General features: G+C 38.1%; 14 protein-coding genes. 11 read left to right on the top strand and 3 right to left on the bottom strand.

Annotated features, from left to right (window positions below):
• Nucleotides 1–10 precede the first annotated feature (10 nt).
• On the top strand, nt 11–1,387 hold the full coding sequence (locus tag I6E11_RS05685) for an MFS transporter (protein WP_235336923.1): 1,377 nt from the start codon (nt 11–13) through the stop codon (nt 1,385–1,387).
• On the opposite strand, the gene I6E11_RS15040 is transcribed toward I6E11_RS05685, so the two are convergent.
• The gene (locus I6E11_RS15040) at nt 1,380–1,511 is read right to left on the bottom strand and encodes a hypothetical protein (RefSeq protein ID WP_262911676.1); all 132 of its coding nucleotides are present in this window, start codon (nt 1,509–1,511) and stop codon (nt 1,380–1,382) included. The two genes, I6E11_RS05685 and I6E11_RS15040, sit on opposite strands and share 8 nt — an antisense overlap.
• A gap of 187 nt (nt 1,512–1,698) precedes the next feature.
• Entirely contained in the window at nt 1,699–3,621 is a 1,923-nt protein-coding gene (locus I6E11_RS05680) for an AAA family ATPase (RefSeq protein WP_235336922.1), read from the bottom strand.
• A 1,213-nt stretch (nt 3,622–4,834) separates the two neighbouring features.
• On the opposite strand from I6E11_RS05680, the gene I6E11_RS05675 reads away from it, so the two are divergent.
• From I6E11_RS05675 to I6E11_RS05645, 7 genes are all read left to right on the top strand, one after another.
• Entirely contained in the window at nt 4,835–5,458 is a 624-nt protein-coding gene (locus I6E11_RS05675; protein WP_235336921.1) for an NYN domain-containing protein, read from the top strand.
• Between the two features lie 97 nt (nt 5,459–5,555).
• Nucleotides 5,556–7,484 carry a PGN_0703 family putative restriction endonuclease gene (locus tag I6E11_RS05670; protein ID WP_235336919.1) on the top strand — a complete coding sequence of 643 codons (1,929 nt, stop codon included), beginning with the start codon at nt 5,556–5,558 and terminating at the stop codon, nt 7,482–7,484.
• Between the two features lie 306 nt (nt 7,485–7,790).
• A complete protein-coding gene (hsdR, locus tag I6E11_RS05665) occupies nt 7,791–10,106 on the top strand; it encodes an EcoAI/FtnUII family type I restriction enzme subunit R (protein WP_235336917.1) in 2,316 nt (771 codons plus the stop codon).
• 2 nt (nt 10,107–10,108) lie between these two features.
• Nucleotides 10,109–11,617: a class I SAM-dependent DNA methyltransferase gene (locus tag I6E11_RS05660; protein WP_235336916.1), complete on the top strand. Its 1,509-nt coding sequence runs from the start codon at nt 10,109–10,111 to the stop codon at nt 11,615–11,617.
• 15 nt (nt 11,618–11,632) lie between these two features.
• Entirely contained in the window at nt 11,633–12,649 is a 1,017-nt protein-coding gene (locus tag I6E11_RS05655) for a DNA-binding protein (protein WP_235336914.1), read from the top strand.
• Nucleotides 12,642–13,115: a Fic family protein gene (locus I6E11_RS05650; RefSeq protein ID WP_235336913.1), complete on the top strand. Its 474-nt coding sequence runs from the start codon at nt 12,642–12,644 to the stop codon at nt 13,113–13,115. Before I6E11_RS05655 ends, I6E11_RS05650 begins: the two co-directional genes overlap by 8 nt.
• Nucleotides 13,115–14,647 carry a restriction endonuclease subunit S gene (locus tag I6E11_RS05645; RefSeq protein ID WP_235336912.1) on the top strand — a complete coding sequence of 511 codons (1,533 nt, stop codon included), beginning with the start codon at nt 13,115–13,117 and terminating at the stop codon, nt 14,645–14,647. The genes I6E11_RS05650 and I6E11_RS05645 overlap by 1 nt, the downstream gene beginning before the upstream one ends.
• Here I6E11_RS05645 and I6E11_RS05640 read toward each other — a convergent pair.
• A complete protein-coding gene (locus tag I6E11_RS05640) occupies nt 14,627–16,024 on the bottom strand; it encodes a restriction endonuclease subunit S (protein WP_235336911.1) in 1,398 nt (465 codons plus the stop codon). The genes I6E11_RS05645 and I6E11_RS05640 overlap by 21 nt on opposite strands.
• Nucleotides 16,025–16,074: 50 nt before the next feature.
• Between I6E11_RS05640 and I6E11_RS05635 the strand changes: the two genes are divergently transcribed.
• The 3 genes from I6E11_RS05635 (at nt 16,075) to I6E11_RS05625 (ending at nt 19,187) form a co-directional block, all read left to right on the top strand.
• Entirely contained in the window at nt 16,075–16,881 is an 807-nt protein-coding gene (locus I6E11_RS05635) for a tyrosine-type recombinase/integrase (protein ID WP_235336910.1), read from the top strand.
• 133 nt (nt 16,882–17,014) lie between these two features.
• Nucleotides 17,015–18,085 (top strand): HNH endonuclease domain-containing protein, encoded by a 1,071-nt coding sequence (locus tag I6E11_RS05630; protein ID WP_235336909.1) that lies wholly within the window; start codon nt 17,015–17,017, stop codon nt 18,083–18,085.
• A 4-nt stretch (nt 18,086–18,089) separates the two neighbouring features.
• Nucleotides 18,090–19,187 carry an HIT family protein gene (locus tag I6E11_RS05625; RefSeq protein WP_235336908.1) on the top strand — a complete coding sequence of 366 codons (1,098 nt, stop codon included), beginning with the start codon at nt 18,090–18,092 and terminating at the stop codon, nt 19,185–19,187.
• Nucleotides 19,188–19,281: the final 94 nt, after the last annotated feature.

The raw sequence follows: 19,281 nt of genomic DNA, 5'->3' as shown, positions 1-19,281 counted from the left end.
TATACATAAAATGACACAACAGATTAAGAAAAAGTTAAACGATTCGTGGGGTATGCGTTGGGGCGCCCTGGCTATTGTAGCCTTCACAATGATGGCTGCATATTATGTAAACGATGTGGTGGCGCCACTCAAGAGTATGCTTGAAGCGTCACCGGCTGAAAAAGGTCTGGGATGGACCAGTAGTGATTTTGGAATCTACACCGGAGCCTACAGTTTCCTTAATGTATTCTGCCTGATGCTGATATGGGGAGGACTGATCCTCGACCGTTTCGGCATACGTTTCACAGGAAAGTTGGCCACTATACTTATGGTGGTAGGTACATGGCTTGAATACTACGCCATGACCGGCATGGTGGGAACAGCCGATACCATTCTCGGTTATAAGGCCGATGTATTCGTAGCTTCAGCCGGATATTCTGTATTCGGAGTAGGAGCCGAGGTAGCAGGTATCACCGTCACAAAGATGATTGCAAAATGGTTCCGTGGCAAGGAAATGGCAACAGCTATGGGAGTACAGGTTGCCCTGGCGCGTGTAGGTTCGCAGGCTGCATATGCCGTAGCAATTCCTGTGGCACGCTCGTTCGAACTTACCACACCGGTCCTTATCGGTCTTGTATGCCTTGTTGGCGGTATGATAGCATTCTTCTCTTTCTCGGTGCTTGACAAGAAACTCGACACACAGATGGAAGAAATCAAGGACGAATCATCCGACGACGAAAAATTCTCGTTCAAGGACGTTGCTACAATCCTTTCTAATCCGGGTTTTTGGCTCATTGCCATTCTTTGCGTATTGTTCTACTCTTGCGTATTCCCATTCCAGAAATTCGCTTCGGAGCTGATGATTACAAAATACCAAATCGATGAGAACGTAGCCGGATTCTTTGCCGGTCTTCCTGCCCTCGGAGCACTGATACTTACACCGGTATTCGGAGGAATGGTCGACAAGCGTGGAAAGGCTGCATCTATCATGATGTTCGGTGCTGCAATGCTTATATTCGTACACTTCATCTACGCATTGCCATTCGTTACAGGTTCATACATAGCCATCATCCTTATGATGATTCTCGGTATAGCATTCTCGCTCGTACCATCTGCCATGTGGCCTTCAGTGGCAAAGATATTCCCTGCCCACCAGCTTGGAACAGCATATGCACTTATATTCTTCATCCAGAACATCGGTCTTTGGGGTATACCTACACTCATCGGTTTCGTGCTCGACAATTACTGTGTCACAGGTAAGACAGAATCGGGAACAAATATCTATGATTACACCATCCCGATGACAATATTCACAGGTCTGGCCGTACTTTCATTGCTCGTAGCCTTTGCCCTTAAGGTAGCCGACAAGAAGTTCGGATATAAACTCGAAGAATCAAATATCAAGTAAATTCCGGAACCTCATACACAAGTTCCTGTAAAAATAAAATCCTGCTTCCTTTGCTCTTCTTTCCCGAAGAATACGGAAGCAGGATTTTTCTTTCCGGAACCTCACGGTCTACCCGGCATTTCATTTAATTTTAATTTTTAATATTAGTCTATTTGTGTTTTGTTTCCCGATTGCAAAGATATGCAGTTTATATGTCATTACAATGAAAAACAGATGTACAACGTAAAAGTGTAATGTTTTGATATTCAATAGATTGATAATTTTTTGTGATGTACATAACAGAAAATATAATACCTTTTCTGCCGGTTTCATCACGCCCTGAAACCGATAGGGCGTGGTGAAGACAGTCTGGCAGTCTTCAGGTCAAGGAAGTTTCGTTCCGCTTCCATAATGTCCGCTTCCTGTATGTCGCACAGAAGGTTTATGTCAATGTTTCTGCCCGCAGTAGACGACATCACCCTCCGTGCCATACTTTTTATGATACCCTGGTTTATCAGGTTGTGCACCCATCGCCCGTTCCCGAAATACTCGTCGCGATGTGCGGCAGCCTTTTCTATTACAGCCGCCAGGCGTTTGTGTGCATCTTCAGTCAGCCTGTAGTTGCCGGCCTTCAGCGAGCGGCAAGCCATCTCCATCAATTCCTCTGCCGAATAGTCGTCGAAACGGAACGTCAGCGGGAAACGGTCCTTCAGTCCCGGATTCGTTTTCATCATATCCATCATCTTGTCCTCATATCCCGCCAGAATTACAATCATATCCGGTTGAGGCTCTGCCAGTACAGTGAGCAGGGCATTCAGAATTTCCTTTCCGAAATCCTTGGTATCACTTTCATGCGAAATAAGAGTGTAAGCCTCGTCAATGAACAGTACCCCGCCACGCGCCTCTTCTATAGCTTCCAGAGTTTTCTTCTCTGTCATTCCTATATATTCGCCCACCAGTTTCGAGCGGTTAGTTTCCACTGTATGCCCCTTACTCAGCAGCCCCATGTTGTGATACATTTCCCCCACAAGTTTTGCCACTGTAGTCTTTCCCGTACCCGGATTACCCAGAAACAGCATGTGGTTTCTCTGTTCGCTGTCCGTCTGCAGACACATCTCAGCCCTTTTCATGTTGAACATAGCCATCATCCTTGCCTCGCGCATATCATCCTTCACCCTTTGCAGGCCCACCATAGCTTCCAGTTCCCTTTCAGCTTTTCCGTGTGTCGCAACAGTTTCGTGCTCGTCCTGGTTGTTGCCGTATTTATCGTCCACCAGTCCCTCAAGCAGTTTCATGAACTCCTCATTCTCTTCGTCATACTCATATTTCGTACCCACAGACCTGTCTGTCGACAATCTGAAAGTAGTTTCTTCTGTGAACAGTCCGTTCATCAGCACACATTTCTCCATCATCATGGCAATGTCCTTATCCTTTCCGTGCAGGATGAAAGTCGTGTTTCTGAAAGCATCGTAGCGTATCATGCTGGCCATCAGGTTTACCATATTGATGGTGTGCGCACTATATTTCAGTTCCGGCACTTCCACTATCACAGCCTTTGCCCTTGCCACATTCTCCTCCATGTTTTTCCATCCGTACGCACCCGTGGTAATTTCTCCTAGCGACAGACTGTATTTCATTGTCACATCGTCACCGGTTACGAAACCACCCAGTATCATCGAAGCCAGAGCCTTGGCTCCACAAGTCTCGCCTTCGCCGGTCACCAGCAGATGTGGCACCTTCACCGTTTTCCTGAGTTTCATATCGCTGCTGAATGCATACAGTCTGTCAATCAGCAGGCGTACCAAAGGCTCCTTGAAACGTCCGCAGTGCAGCTTGTTCCACCATCCCGTCATGGCTAGTTCACCGGCAAAGAACATCTCTTCGTGATATTCTTCAATCGCTTTCATCGTTTTCCGTGTCACGCTGTCCGATGACGATGGCAGATTAACTTCGCAGAACCACTTTGGACTTCCGTTCAGATAAATATAGGCACGATACGTACCGGCATCCCACAAATCGTCGTTTGCCAGGACGAACGAAGCCTTCTTCAGTATCCTTTCCGGATTGTGGGCAATACATCCGGCCCCCATAAACCTGTAAGAAGAAGAGTAGATACGAACCGACATTTCTTTCACGTCCATCAGCCCCTCGGAAGCGGAAATCTCCACATCCAGATGGCAGTCGGCATATTCAGGAGCAAAATTATTTGAGATAGAATCGAAATTGCGTTTTACGCGTAATAATACATTTTTCATAAACAATGTGATTTTTGAGTTAGTTACTAGTTGGTTAGTTGACGAGTTGACAAGGTAAGAGTGTGAAGCCTTGTCAACTTAAAAAAAGAACCCTCTCTTCCCCGTCGAAGATCAGGGTATGAACCCGTAAGTCAAAGAGCACAGCAATCCCCGCCGCATCATTTTTTTGCAGCCACAGTAGCGGATTTTTAGTTTAATGAATGATTTTGTTTTTTTAATCCATAAACCTGCTGTTTTGCATCTTCGACATTGTTTTATTGTTTATGAAATGAATAGATCTGGCGGTATGTTTTTTAGCCAATACCGCATGATGCAGGCAAAGATATATCTTGTTGTAATATTTTCCAAATAAAAATGCAGAAAATTTGCATCAGAAAAACGCGGGCAAGTTTGACCTGAAACGCGGGCAAGTTTCAGGTCAAACTTGCCCGCGTTTTATTTCGGAATTTTCGGGGATGAAAATTGAGGTTTTCATGAGCATGAAAACCTCAATTTGGGGACACTGGGGACACTTTCTCTATATGTACCTTTTTTCTTCGTGTTTGCTTTTTAAAATCGCTGTAATTCTTTGATAATAAACGGTTTATAAAATGGCCTCTAAAAGCGTGTTTTCCTACATTTGGGTACAAACTTATTTTTCTACCTCTTTATTAAATCTGAATATCCGGAGGTCTCAGCTATCTTTGTCTTTTGTCACCACAAATGGACTTCTATCTCCTCGGGATGATGCTGGTAGATGTAGTCAGAAAATTGGGGACATTGTCCCTCAATTACTTCTCTCTCTCCTTTTTTTGTTTTTTCTTAACTCTTTGATTATCAATGTTCCCCCTTAGCTTTTACGGTGAGAAAAAGGTACATATAAGAGAGTTGTCCCCAATGTCCCTAATTCATTTGTTTTTTTACTCTTTCACAATATTCGCAGTGCATCCCATAGCGAATCCATACAATTCCAAGCAAAAGCAGAGAGAAAAAGATATTCAACAGAAAAAAGATAAATTAGTCTGATTGTAGAACAACAATTCAACTTCTGACACTCACTGTTAATCCTTTTCTTGATTTAAATACCTTGTTTATAGGCTAGTGAGCACGGACACGGATTCTGAGAAATAATATTTCCCATTTATGCTGATAATTAAACAATAACATTTAATTTTGTGGAAACCAAATCAATAAAGTGGCTTAAATAAAATAACCAGTAATATAATTTTTGATTATGATAGACAGATACCAGTCAATAGGTTTATTTATAGACGGCGGATATTATGCCAAGATAAACGAAGCACTTGAGGAAAGTATGTCAATGAACATTAATGTCTCCAGCCTTATGACCTTCATAAAAGGAGAAATAGCGAAGATAGGCCGTTGCAGTGCTTTGGAATGTCATATCACTGAGAGTCATTATTTCCGTGGTCGCTACAGGGTGAATGATGCCAACAGCAAACACCTCCTTTACAGTGAGAGAAAATTTGAAGATTCCCTTATCGAAAACGATGTGGTATTCCACTATAAGCATCTCAGGGAAGTCCAGAGAGGCAGTAACATCACTGTAATAGAGAAAGGGGTAGATGTATGGTTTGCCCTTGAAGCATACGAGCTTGCCACAATAAGAAAGTTCGATTTCGTGGTTCTGATTACCGGCGATGCCGACCATGAAATGCTTGTAAAGAAACTAAAGACTCTGAAGATACACACCGTACTCCTCACATGGGATGTGTCGGATGATGACAGTACCTCTACCGCAAGACTGCTGAAAGATGAAGCGTGCACCCATATAGAAATAGACAAATTGATTTCAGGAGATAAGGAACTGCTGAAAACGTTATGTCGGACTGTATAGTCATGATACCTAATCTTATGATTATAAAAAGTGTTCAAGTAAGCACGTAGGTATAGATACGTGGGTAAATGAATAATAATTGAACCAGCACAGGCTTATGGATAAAGAGAAAATAAAAGAAATAATTGGCAGTAATTTGCCATCAAATATAGATTTCAATTTTTTCGATGATATACTTCAAGTTGTTTTGAAATCTGAATCTGTGTCCGGTAATATGCAGGAAGATTCATCAGCATTCGAGGGATGGATACTATGCATAAAGTCAGTGTTGGAGAATAATGATTATTCAGTAAAAAAAGTAATTATAAAATTCCAGGATGGCTTCCATATTGGTAGCTCCCCAAAAGAGAAACAATTTTGCTATCGTCTGAATAAGTGTTATCAGAATTATGCCTGGGAAATACCGGATGATGCAGCTATAGAGGCAAATGTTTCTTCGCTGGAAGGAGCAGTGTTGACATGTCCGAAGAATGAGGCGGTAGGCATAGAAGGTGCGCAGAATACAGAAGCCAGACTTGAACGTATATATATTGAGCTTCAAAAGAAAAAAGGAAAGACTATAAATCAGCAATTGCCCATCGGACTTTTTAAGGGCAAAGTAGCCGAAGTAAACAGACTGACTCTTACGTCATTCCTCGATATGTGGGAAATAGAAAACGATACCATGAAAATCTATGAACTGAAGGCTAAAGGAAACACTAAAGTTGGTATAATATCCGAGCTTCTGTATTATACCAATATGATGTCGGATATACTGAACGGTAATTTCCACTTTGAATCGAAAACCAAAGATTATAGAGGTGTGAGATGTTTGAAGGAAAGCATTGGAAAGATTCATCATCTACAGGGAGTATTCCTCACTGATAGCCTCCATCCGTTGATATCAGAAAATAAGGAAAAACTGGCGGAAGCTATGGCATTTGTTTCCGGAACAGTAAACGTATCATTCACATTTGAGAAAAACACGGATGATATTTCGGATTATAATGATTATCGGGAAAAACAGCGTAAACACCATGAAATTCTTCTAAATGATTCGCATAATAATGTATTTCCCGATGACGTTACCGGTGGAGGATGGTATAAAGGACGTAGCCGTTCATTTTGTATAGCCGGAGGGAAAGAAGATTATAACCTGTATCAAGGCATCCGAAACGAAGTAAAAGAATATTTCAAGATAGAGCATATTGCATTTTGGGGTGATCAGGATGGTGTTCCTAATCATGTCCTTTCGTCGCAGGTGGCATGTCTTAATCATCTGTTTGCGATAAGAGAAGATAAGTTAATGACCCTTGAAATTGCCAAATCAATAACCGGTAGAAAAGACATAGTAGAAATGCTTCGTCTGGGATGCGATACAAATCCGCAATATATATCTTTCGAAGTGGTTTCCTCAACAGATCATTTGAGTGAAAAATGTTCCAGCAGAGGCAAGTATTGTACCTCTATAGATGCCGCTATGCTTGCGTTATTAGAGGATGGTAAGAAACTTCTGATAATGATAGAATGGAAGTATACAGAGTCGTATAGTAGGGACGATAAATCTGTAGAATCGGACCCTGGTAGGCCAATGCAACCTGAGGCAAGGGGAATAACAAGATTAAAACGCTATAGCAATCTTATTACTACATCCCGATTTTTGAAATCATGTATAGACTGTTGTAAAGAAAATGAATTGGGGTTAGACGATAGTATCATTCCGTATAGAAATTCTATTTATTTTCAGGAGCCATACTATCAGTTAATGCGCCAGACTTTGTGGGCAGAGCAAATAATCGACAATAAATCATCAGAAAAGATAAAAGCTGATAAATTTGTTCACATTCATGTAGTACCATCTCAAAATAAAGAGCTGCTTGATAACGGTTTCAGTGGGGAAAAAGATGATGACATGGAAAAATCCTGGAAAGGCCAATTGCTGGATAAAACGGTATATCGTTTGGTTAATCCTGAATTGATAGTTGAAACTATTGCTAAGGATGATAAATATGAGGATTTGGTGAGGTATTTGAGGGAAAGGTATTAGTTAGATTAATATAGTAAGAGGATCTTTTGTAAAATCCTTTTTATAGGCATATTTATTGATATTGTTAATAAAGTTGCCGGCCGTTAAAGAATGATTTATTCAATTCTTCCTAATAATTATTATTATCAGAAGTTGTATTCTAACGATAATTATATAAATTTGCTTTGTATTTAAAATATTTTATCCAAGGATAATAATTGAAAAAAAGTAATCCTTGTATAATAACAGAATACTGGAAAACTGTGTGTAGCAATACTGTTTTATTTAAATTTAAAGAGTAGCTATAAACCATAATCGCATATTGCCATGAATGTAAATAAAAAAGAACTTAAGGAACAAGAAATACGCACTATGTACATCACTCCTGCTCTTCAAAAGAAAGGGTGGATGGTAAGTGTAAATATGCGTGAAGAATACTATTTTACTGATGGACGTGTGCTTGTTGTAGGTAATCAGCATTCTGTGGCAGAAGGGAAAAAGGCTGATTATCTATTATATCACAAAGGAAAACCTATAGCAGTTATTGAGGCTAAAGATAACAAACATGCTGTAGGAGGAGGTATACAACAAGCTATGGATTATGCTATGATTTTAGACTTGAAGTTTGCATATTCCTGTAATGGCGATGCTTTCTTGGAACATGACTTTATAACAGGTAAAGAAACCGCAATAAAATTAGAGGATTTCCCGACAGAGGATGAGCTTTATAGTCGTTACCTTGCATATAAAAACTATACTCCTGATGAACTAAGTATCATTGAAACTCCTTTTTATTATGATGCCCATAGCCATGAACCAAGGTATTATCAGCGTATAGCTGTTGACCGTACGGTAGAAGCAATAGCAAAAGGACAACAACGAGTGTTAGTTGTAATGGCTACAGGCACAGGTAAAACTTTTACTGCATTTCAGATTATTCATCGACTTCATAAAAGCGGAGCAAAGAAGAAAATTCTTTATCTTGCTGACCGTAATATTCTAATTGATCAAACAATGGCTCAGGATTTTAAGCCATTCAAAAAGTTTATGACTAAAATAACGTCGGTTGGCGATGGGGAAGAAAAGATTGATTCTTCGTATGAGGTGTATATGGCATTATATCATCAACTGGTAGGGAAAGAAGGTAAACCTGATCCGTTTCTGGAAGTTCAACCCAACTTCTTTGATTTGATTATAGTTGACGAATGTCATAGGGGAAGCGCAAAGGATGACTCGGCATGGCGTAAAGTTCTGGAATATTTTAAAACAGCTACACAAATCGGTATGACTGCTACTCCTAAAGCAGATGAAGGTGCGAATAATCTTGATTATTTCGGAGAACCAGTGTACACATACTCTCTTCTTCAGGGTATTAATGATGGCTTTTTGGCTCCATATAGAGTGACTGCAGATTTCATTAATGTTGACTTGCAAGGATGGACTCCTGAAGAAGGTGAAATAGATTTATTAGGTAAGGAAATAGAGCAAAAGTTATATCAAAGGCAAAATATAGGTCGTGATCTTGCCATTAAGCTAAGGCGTAAGGTGGTAGCAAACAGAATTACCCAGATGTTGCATGATATTGGTCGTATGACAAAAACGATTGTATTTTGCCCTGATATAGAGGAGGCTGCAGAGATGCGTACTTTACTTATCAATATGAATAGTGATTTGTGTAAAAAATCACCTTATTATGTAACTCGTATTGTAGGTGAAGATAAAGAGGGTAAGAAGCAGTTGGATAACTTTATCAGTGTTGATGAACCTTATCCTGTCATTGTAACTACATCTGAACTTCTTTCAACAGGTGTGGACTGTAAAACTTGTGGCCTAATAGTTATAGATAAAGAAATCGGTTCTATGACTGAGTTTAAGCAAATCATAGGACGTGGAACTCGACTTAGAAAGGATAAAGGAAAATGGCATCTGGAGATTCTTGATTTCCGTAATGCAACTGCAAAATTTAAAGATCCGGCGTTTGACGGCGATCCTGAACCTCCTAAAGGAGGTGGAAAAAAGCCTAAACCATATCCACACGTTGATCCGGTGCCAACTCCAGTTTCTGCCTCCAGCGAAAAATACCTCATCAATGGTAAAGATATTCGTATTGCCCATGAGATAGTATCGGTTTTGGGTGAAGATGGAAAGACTATGAGAACAGAAAGTGTTCAATCGTTTGCAAGAAAACAATTATTACGTCATTACCAGACATTGGATGATTTTATACAGACTTGGACTGAGGCAGAACGTAAACAAGCTATTATGGATGAGTTAAAAGAATATGCCATTCTGATAGACGCAGTACGCGAAGCAAATCCTGCATTAAAGGATGCGGATATATTCGATGTAATTTGTCATGTTGCATTTGATCAACCTCCATTGACAAGAAAAGAGAGGGCCAACAATGTAAAGAAACGTAACTACTTCGGAAAGTATGAAGGTAAGGCTCGTGAAGTATTGGAGGCTCTTCTTGAAAAATATGCGGAGAATGGTATCCTCGATTTCGAAAAGGCAAACATATTGGAAATACCACCATTCAACAGTATTGGCAAACCAACAAAGATTGTAAAATTATTTGGCGGTAAACTCGCATTTGAGCAAGCTGTAAAAGAACTTGAATATCAAATATATAAATCAGCATAAAAATGGCAGTAAATAATATAATTAAGCGAATCCAGAATATAATGCGCCAAGATGCAGGTATTAATGGTGACGCACAAAGAATAGAACAAATGACTTGGATGTTTTTCTTGAAAGTTTATGACACTCAAGAAGAAACATGGGAATATAAAGATGCTAATTATAAGTCTATCATTCCAGAATATTTACGTTGGCGAAACTGGGCTATTGATGAGAAAGACGGTGAAGCATTGACTGGAGATGCTCTTCTTTCATTTGTCAATGAAAAGTTGTTTCCGGCATTGAAGAATCTTCCTGTTGATGCTAATACTCCGCGAGCAAAAAGTATTGTTCAGGAAACATTCGCAGACTTGAACCAGTATATGAAGAATGGAACACTTTTGCGTCAGGTCATTAATATAGTAAATGAAATTGAATTTGATGATGCAGAAGACCGTCACACATTTGGAGATATTTATGAGGGTATATTAAAAGACCTACAATCTGCCGGAAACGCAGGTGAGTTCTATACTCCCCGTGCATTGACAGATTTTATTGTAATGATGCTTGATCCTAAATTGGGTGAAACTTTTGGAGATTTTACCAGTGGAACAGGTGGATTCCTTACTTCTGCCTTAAATTATATGGCAAAGAGTGTACGTTCTGCTGAAGATGGCGAAAAGTTACAAAATGCCGTTGTTGGTCAGGAATGGAAACCGTTACCTTATCTGTTGAGTATAACCAATTTATTACTTCATGATATTGAAGCTCCTAACATAACAAACTGTGACTCACTTGGAACTAATGTCGCAGACTTCAAAGAATCAGATAAAGTAGATGTTATTGGTATGAATCCACCGTATGGAGGCAGTACGGAAGATAGTGTAAAGAGCAATTTTCCATTACGTTACCGTTCAAGTGAAACGGCTGATTTATTTATTGCGCTAATCATGTACCGTCTTAAGGCTGGTGGTCGGTGTGGTGTGATTATTCCTGACGGCTTTTTGTTTGGTACTGACGGAGCAAAACTTGCACTTAAAGAGAATCTTTTGCGTAATTTTAATTTGCATACGATTATTCGTTTACCAGGGTCTATATTCTCTCCTTACACATCAATTGCTACCAACATTCTTTTCTTTAACAATGAAGAAGCAGAGGGTAGTGCAGAAGGTTTTAAAACTAAAGAAACTTGGTTCTATCGTCTTGATATGCCTGAAGGGTACAAACACTTTTCTAAAACCAAACCTATGAAAGTGGAGCATACTCTACCTATTCAGGAATGGTGGAATGACAGAAAAGAAATTGTCGGTGATGAAGTTGGAGAAAAAAGTCGTGTATTTACCGCTCAACAGTTGCTTGACTTGGATTGCAATTTTGACCAATGTAAGTTTCCAAAAGAAGAAGAGGAAATTTTGCCTCCGGCAGAACTTCTCAAACAGTATTTTGAGAAACGTGCCGCACTTGAGCATGAAATAGACAAAACGCTTTCTGAGATTCAAAAGATTCTCGGCATAGACATAAAATCGTGTAACTGACTATTGTAAAGTGATATGAAAGATTTGACCATCTCAAACATAGAAAGGCAAAATGTACTTAACAACCGTTTTGCTATCAGTAAAGTACAGGAGCATCTTGACATTGAAGGAATGCTCTTTGAGGGAGAATATCGTTTTACAAAAAAAATGGTTGCCGACTTTTATGAAGTTGATACATCTACGATAGATCGTTATCTGCAATCAAATTCTGACGAGCTGAAACATAATGGATATATTTTATGTAAGGGTAAACAGCTGAAAGAGTTTAAGTTAGAATTTGCTCACCTTATTAATGAGGCGAGCAAAACAACCCAACTTGGATTGTTTAACTTCCGCTCTTTCTTGAATATAGGTATGCTGCTTACAGAGAGCGAGAAAGCTAAAAAGGTCCGTAGTATTATCTTGGATCTTGTGATTACCACTATCAACGAAAAGACTGGTGGAGGAACAAAATATATAAATCGCAGGGATGTAAATTATCTTCCTGCTGCAATCACAGAAGAAAACTATCGTAAAAATCTTACCTCTGCCATTAATAAATATGTGGATGGGCATCCGACATATAAATATTCTCAGATTACGGATTTCATCTACAAAGCTGTTTTTAAAGAGAATGCCAAAGAATACAGAGAAATTTTGAAACTTGACTCTAAGGATAATGTTCGACATACGCTTTATTCAGAGGTTCTGTTGGTCATCTCTTCTTTTGAAAACGGGGTGGGTGCAGCTATCTGTGAACGATTTAAAGAAAACGCTTGCAGGTTGCTTACCATTGACGAAGTGGAGCGTATTGTAAACGAACTTGCTGAACATCCAATGCAGAAGCCTTATCTGAATGATGCGAGAACCAAAATGGCTTCAAGGGATTTCAGCTTCAGGGATGCGTATCATGGTAATATAGCAGATTACCTGCAATCTGTTACCCCTGAAGAGTTTGAACGATTCATTGGTGACCAGTCTATTGATTTTGACCGTATCTTAGCGGATAACAAAGATGTGCTTAAACGTTTAAAGCAGTCAGAAGATGAGTGAGGAAATTGTTTACATAGATTACGATGAAGCTTTAAACATCTATGGCAAAATGATTGATGCCAGTGATGGAGGCTTTGAAGGAGTGCGTGATGAAGGTGGTATTCGTGCGACATTGGATTTTGTGCAAAATGATTTATACTATCCAACCTTTGCCGACAAACTGACCTATCTAATGTATAGATTCTGTTCCGGGCACTTCTTTAATGATGGAAATAAGCGTATTGCACTGACTTTGGGTGCGTACTTCTTACACAAAAATAATTACTATTGGCACGCATGTATCTGTATGCGCACATTGGAAGCTGTCATTTACCATGTGGCAGCATCGAATATAGACCAAGACTTGTTGCTGCGCATCGTCAATAGCTTTATGACAAGTAAAGATTATGACGAAAAACTGAAAATAGACATTGCAAATGCAATGAGCAAAGGAGAATTAGGAATACAAGGAGAAGATTACGAATAATGAACGGAAAACAATTAAAAAACAGCATACTTCAATGGGCGATACAAGGAAAACTTGTACCGCAAGACCCTAATGACGAGCCGGCCTCTGTGCTCCTTGAACGTATTAGAGAGGAGAAAGCAAGGTTAGTTAAGGAAAAGAAAATAAAAAAAGACAAAAATGAATCAATTATCTACCGTGGTGAGGATAATTCCTATTATGAGAAGTTTCTTGGTACGGGAGAGGTTAAATGTATTGATGAGGAGATTCCGTTTGAGATTCCAGCAAGTTGGAAGTGGGAACGAGTTGGCAATATTTTTTTCGTTACAAAGTTGGCTGGATTTGAATACACTAAGTTTTTTACCAAAGAAGCACTATCAGCATCTAATCCAGTTCCAATAGTACGTGCTCAAAATGTTCGTATGGGATTTTTTGAGGAAAACAAGAATGAAGCTATTTCTGAAATGTTGTCAAGTCAGTTAGAAAGAAGTTCTTTGAACAAAAAATGTTTGTTAATGACATTTATTGGTGCAGGCATAGGTGACACTTGCATTTTTCCTGCCGAAAGAAAAAACCACTTAGCTCCTAATGTCGCAAAAATAGAACCATTTGATGATAGCATTTCTTTAGATTATGCCGTTTTTGCATTAATGAGTCCTTGCGGACAAAAAGGAGTAAATGCAATCAAGAAATCCACAGCTCAGCCGAGTCTGTCGATGGAGACTATTAGGAAATTGTTGATACCCATTCCATCTTTAAGGGAACAGATATGTATTTCGTTAAAGTTGTCCGAGGCCTTACCATTAGTAGAAAGGTATTCCAAAGTACAAGAAGAACAAAATCAATTAAATACAGAAATCCAATACTTATTAAAAAAATCCATACTGCAGGAGGCTATTCAAGGCAAGTTAGTTCCACAAATAGCAGAGGAAAGAACAGCAAAAGAATTACTTGAACAGATACAACTGGAGAAATTGAAACTTTTTAAAGAAGGTAAATTGAAGAAGTCTGCTTTGACAGATTCCGTTATCTACAAAGGTGACGATAACAAGTATTATGAGAGATTAAATGGACAAATCGTTGAAATTGAGCTTCCTTTTGAATATCCCAACAGCTGGGCTATATTACGTTTGAAAGATATATGCCAACTGATAGACGGTGAAAAGAGAAACGGAAAGGGCATTTGCTTGGATGCAAAGTTCCTACGTGGAAAATCATCTGCAACCATTATAGAAAAAGGCAGATTTGTCTATGCTGGAGATAATATTATTCTTGTTGATGGTGAAAATTCAGGTGAAGTATTCACTGTGCCACAAAATGGATATATGGGGAGTACGTTCAAGCATTTATGGCTCTCTTCTGCTATTTGGAAACCATATATCTTGACTTTCATCTTATTCTATAAAGAGGAGTTGAGAAATTCAAAAAGAGGTGCAGCAATTCCACACCTCAATAAAGATTTATTCTACAATCTGCCAATAGGCATTCCTCCTATAGAAGAACAGAAACGTATAGCTAAACGTATAGAACAATTATTTCAGTTGCTCAAATAGTTTCTCTATTTGTGCAACAATGCGTTGCTGTTCTTTAACTGGAGGTAGGGGTATCAATATCTCTTTTACTTTTGCTATACTTACACCACCTATAATACCTGTTTTATTTTGATTAAACAGTTCAAAGAACGAAGGTGACAGTAAATAATAGTACATGAATTTGCCTATTGCTACAAACGGAGAGAAACAACATAATTTATTCCCAAAACATACATCTTGGTTCAGCACTGCAATTTTTCTTCCAGCACTTCCACCTTCAATACACATCAATATTGAATTGTTGGGAGCAATTCTAAAATCTTGTTCATACTGTTTGGGAATAGCAACACCATTATCGTACACAACATTGTTGTTAAAATCAACATCTTTAGTTCCAATATAATAACGTCCTACAACATCTGTAAATTTTAATCTCTTTTCATTTTCACTAATACTGTTACCTGTATAAATGTTTGCAATATAAGAAAGTCTTGTCCACATCCAAGATTGGGGAATTTCGAAAGGTATTTCCTCATCAATACAATAACTCATTTTCCCTATCTGCTCATAATACTTGTTATCGTCACCTTTGAAGATAACGGAATCTGTTAAAACAGACTTTTTGAGTTTGCCTTCTCTAACAAGTTTCTGTTTTTCCTGCCGTATCTGTTCAAGTAACTCTTGAGCTGTACCTTCTTTTGTAATCTGTGGTACAAACTTACCTTGAATAGCCTCTTGGAGAATTGATTTTTTTAATAAATCATTAATACCTATATTTAAATTCTGTAACTCGTTTGAAAAAACTCCATACTTTTCAATCCAAGGTAATACCATTGAAATTTTATCAATTATATTATGTTGTTCTTTAATAGGAGGCAATGCTATTAGATATCGTCTAAAATCGGAGAGATTGACATGTGGCACTGTCGTTCCTGAAGATTTGTCTACAAGATTTTGCTGAGAAGATGGAGCAAGTATATAATATGCCAAATAGTCGGAAAGAATATATTGGGTAAAGGGTCTAATTAACACTGTTCTTTGGCCCAGGCACACTTTTTCCCCTTCTTGTATAACTGCAATATTTCCAGCAGGAGCTTCACGAGCAAATATTAAATCGTTCGTTTGTGGAACAGCACGAACGTTTCGCTGATTATAAACTGTTTCTGATACTCTGTGTACACAATTTAAGGACAAACGTCCAAAGCCGATATTAGGTGTTCTTACCAAAGGATAACCTTTACCTTCATCTTTCGCAGTCGAATGGGGACAATCTTCAATAAGATAAGTTATATAAGTCAATCTTACCCACTCCCAAGTAACAGGTATTTCAAACGGAATCTCCTCATCAATACACTTCACTTCTCCTGTAGCGATAAACTTCTCATAATAGGAATTCAATGAATTATATTATATATGGAACAATGTCGTTCCCAATAAAAAATAATTATATGACAGAAGAAACATTTGAAATGCTACTCGTACAGGCAAATATGGCGAGAAATACGGTTGCAGCATATATGTATGCCGTTAGAGAGTATTACAAGAGGCACAAAGAATTAAACAAACGAAACCTTTTGGTTTATAAGACTTATTTGATAGATACCTATAAACCAAAAACTGTGAATCTTAGGATTCAAGCTATTAACAAATATCTTGAATATATGGGCAAGCAAAAACTTCGTCTTAAATCTGTTAAGGTGCAACAGCGTTCTTATCTGGAAAATGTAATTACTAATGCAGATTATCAGTTCTTAAAGAAGAAACTGAAAATGGAAGATAATCTAACATGGTATTTTGTCGTTCGTTTTTTGGCTGCTACCGGTGCAAGAGTGAGTGAACTCATTCAATTGAAAGTAGAACATATTTATTTGGGGTATTATGATATTTATACTAAAGGTGGTAAGATTAGGAGGATATATATTCCTAAATTACTTAAACAAGAAGCTATAGTTTGGCTGGAAGGACAAAAAAGAAGTTCTGGTTATATTTTTTTGAATAGATTTGGCGAAAGAATAACTACCCGTGGTATATCTCAGCAGCTTAAGAATTATGCCAATAAATATGGTATGAATGAAAAAGTTGTTTATCCTCATTCTTTCAGACATCGATTTGCCAAAAACTTTTTGGAGAAGTTTAATGATATATCTTTACTTGCCGACCTGATGGGGCATGAGAGTATTGAGACAACTCGTATTTACTTGAGGAGAAGTAGCAGTGAACAACAGGCTATAATTGATAAGGTTATTACTTGGTAAGGTATTGATAGCAGATTAGACCTGAAATGATTATAGGTCTGGTCTGCTATTGATTTAATAACATACTGATTATAGCTTAAAATAATAACATTTTTTTATAAGTTTGCAATTGTAATATTATTAATCACAAATCATGTACATCAAAGAATACAACATACTATCCACCAACCGAATAGGAAGAATATTCGATAATACAGTAGCCACATATAAATATTTTTGGTTCCTGTCAATTATGCAGATTCATGCGAAGACAGGAAACTTAAATATAAACGTATGGGATATTGTTACGCGAATGGTGGCCAATGCCTGGTATCCTATACACTATTTTAAACTATCGTTCGGAAAAACAGATTCTTTATATGGGATTGTAAATCAGCTACATAAGGAAATAAATATTCCTATTGATTCAGGAGTAGATGCAGTAATAGAAGGTATAAAATCATATAATGAGAGTCCTTTAGTAAAAAAAATGTTACGTACATTAACTTTGAATGTTCCATACAGGTTTTTACGTCCGTGGGTTGATACATCAGATGACAGAGAAATGGTGAGGCGTTCGCAGATGTTTGAGAATGATTGTCTGTATTCTATTCATAAGGACGGGAAAGAATTCTATATCAATCTTAATCCTAAGTGGGATGATTTTCTGCATAGACATTACAAAGTGTTGATGGATTTTGCCTACTGGAATCTTACTTTATTTCTTCAGGCAAGAAATCCGAATGTTCCTGCTATACCTAATAAGTTGATTAGACCAGAGGTTAGAAATAGTCTGGCTGCACAACATCATTATTGGAATGATATAATAAGGCTTTCGGGGTCTGTGAGTTGTATTTATACAGGGCGGAAGTTGTATATAAATGAATATGAACTTGATCATTTTATACCGTGGAGCTTTGTTTCGCATGATTTGCTTTGGAATCTGATTCCTGCTGATGGGAGTATTAATTCATCGAAAAGCAATCGGTTGCCTGATTTGAATATATATCTTCCTAAATTGGCTTCAATGCAATTACACGGGCTTAAAACTTTTATAAAATCAGATAAGAAATCGAAAATACTTGAAGATTTTATTTCGCTGGGTTATACTGCAAATGAATTGGCAAATATGAGTGACATGGAATTTCTTAATGTCTTTGAGCGTACTTTTACTCCTATGAATCAGATAGCTCTAAATATGGGATTTGAAACTTGGAAATACTGATATTATGGAAAAAATAAATCATCCTTACTTGACGGCAATTAAACGTACAAATTTATCTGTGCCGACACGTTTCCTTAAAGATAATAATCTGCTAAAAGGCAAAATACTAGATTTTGGCTGTGGATATGGCTTTGATACCGACGAATTACACAGGCAAGGTTATGATATAACAGGTTATGACTATTATTATAGACCGGATTTTCCGGAAGGAAAATTTGATACTATAATCTGCAATTATGTACTTAATGTTCTGGAGCCGTATGCACAGGCTGAAGTGATGATGAATGTAACGAATCTGCTTAAATCAGATGGTACTGCTTACTTTGCTGTAAGAAGGGATTTAAAGGAAGAGGGTTTCAGACTGCATGCTATTCACAGGCAATATACATATCAGTGTAATGTGAAACTTCCGTTTAAAAGTCTGGAGTGTAATTCCAGCTATGAGTTGTATCAGTATAATCATTTTAATAAGCTACCCAGAATGGAGAATAATGGGTGTCCGTTCTGTCGTTTGGCAAGGCGTGTCGAGGTTATTTGTGAAACGGCTACGTGTGTAGCTTTTTATGATGGTTATCCCGTATCTCCAGGTCATGCGTTGATTATTCCAAAGAGACATGTGGCTTCATATTTCGATCTGACAAATCATGAGAGGGAAGCAATGAATGTTATGCTTCAGTTTGTAAAACAGAAAATAGACGAAAGGTTCCATCCCGATGGATATAATATTGGTATTAATGTGAATGAAGCTGCCGGTCAGTCCGTATTCCATGTGCATATGCACCTTATCCCAAGATATAAGGGTGACGTTCCTAATCCAAAGGGTGGGGTGAGGGGTGTTATCCCTTGCAGGCAGAGCTATAATGCTTCTCCATTAAAAAATGAAGCTTCAGCTATATTAAAATCTGAAAAGACGAAAGCCTATACTGTGGAGCAGAAAAGAACCGAACATGGAAATGCCTATGTCCTATGGGATGATGAAACGGACAGATTGCTTTGCCGCATGTATGATGAAGGTAAAAGCATCAGTATGCTGTCGGATATATTTGAACGTACACAGGGAGCAATAAGGAGCCGCTTGAAGAAATTGGGAAAAATACAATGATTTTCCATCTGTTTTTTACCTTTGTAAGGTTAGTATAGTTTGAAATAATTATATAAATTTGTATTTGTAATATTCATTATAGCGAATATTAATG

The organism is Bacteroides caecigallinarum, assembly GCF_021531075.1.
GTDB classification, from domain to species: Bacteria; Bacteroidota; Bacteroidia; order Bacteroidales; family Bacteroidaceae; genus Phocaeicola; species Phocaeicola caecigallinarum_B.
The sequence above is the reverse complement of the archived record's forward strand: the minus strand, read 5'-3'. Positions and strand labels throughout refer to the sequence as shown.

Coding starts and splice junctions, on each gene's coding strand:
- I6E11_RS05645 (WP_235336912.1), top strand. CDS start 13,115: ATGAACGGAAAACAATTAAAAAACAGCATACTTCAATGGGCGATACAA.
- I6E11_RS05655 (WP_235336914.1), top strand. CDS start 11,633: ATGAAAGATTTGACCATCTCAAACATAGAAAGGCAAAATGTACTTAAC.
- I6E11_RS05660 (WP_235336916.1), top strand. CDS start 10,109: ATGGCAGTAAATAATATAATTAAGCGAATCCAGAATATAATGCGCCAA.
- I6E11_RS05650 (WP_235336913.1), top strand. CDS start 12,642: ATGAGTGAGGAAATTGTTTACATAGATTACGATGAAGCTTTAAACATC.
- I6E11_RS05685 (WP_235336923.1), top strand. CDS start 11: ATGACACAACAGATTAAGAAAAAGTTAAACGATTCGTGGGGTATGCGT.
- I6E11_RS05635 (WP_235336910.1), top strand. CDS start 16,075: ATGACAGAAGAAACATTTGAAATGCTACTCGTACAGGCAAATATGGCG.
- hsdR (WP_235336917.1), top strand. CDS start 7,791: ATGAATGTAAATAAAAAAGAACTTAAGGAACAAGAAATACGCACTATG.
- I6E11_RS05625 (WP_235336908.1), top strand. CDS start 18,090: ATGGAAAAAATAAATCATCCTTACTTGACGGCAATTAAACGTACAAAT.
- I6E11_RS05680 (WP_235336922.1), bottom strand. CDS start 3,621: ATGAAAAATGTATTATTACGCGTAAAACGCAATTTCGATTCTATCTCA.
- I6E11_RS05675 (WP_235336921.1), top strand. CDS start 4,835: ATGATAGACAGATACCAGTCAATAGGTTTATTTATAGACGGCGGATAT.
- I6E11_RS05630 (WP_235336909.1), top strand. CDS start 17,015: ATGTACATCAAAGAATACAACATACTATCCACCAACCGAATAGGAAGA.
- I6E11_RS15040 (WP_262911676.1), bottom strand. CDS start 1,511: ATGAAATGCCGGGTAGACCGTGAGGTTCCGGAAAGAAAAATCCTGCTT.
- I6E11_RS05670 (WP_235336919.1), top strand. CDS start 5,556: ATGGATAAAGAGAAAATAAAAGAAATAATTGGCAGTAATTTGCCATCA.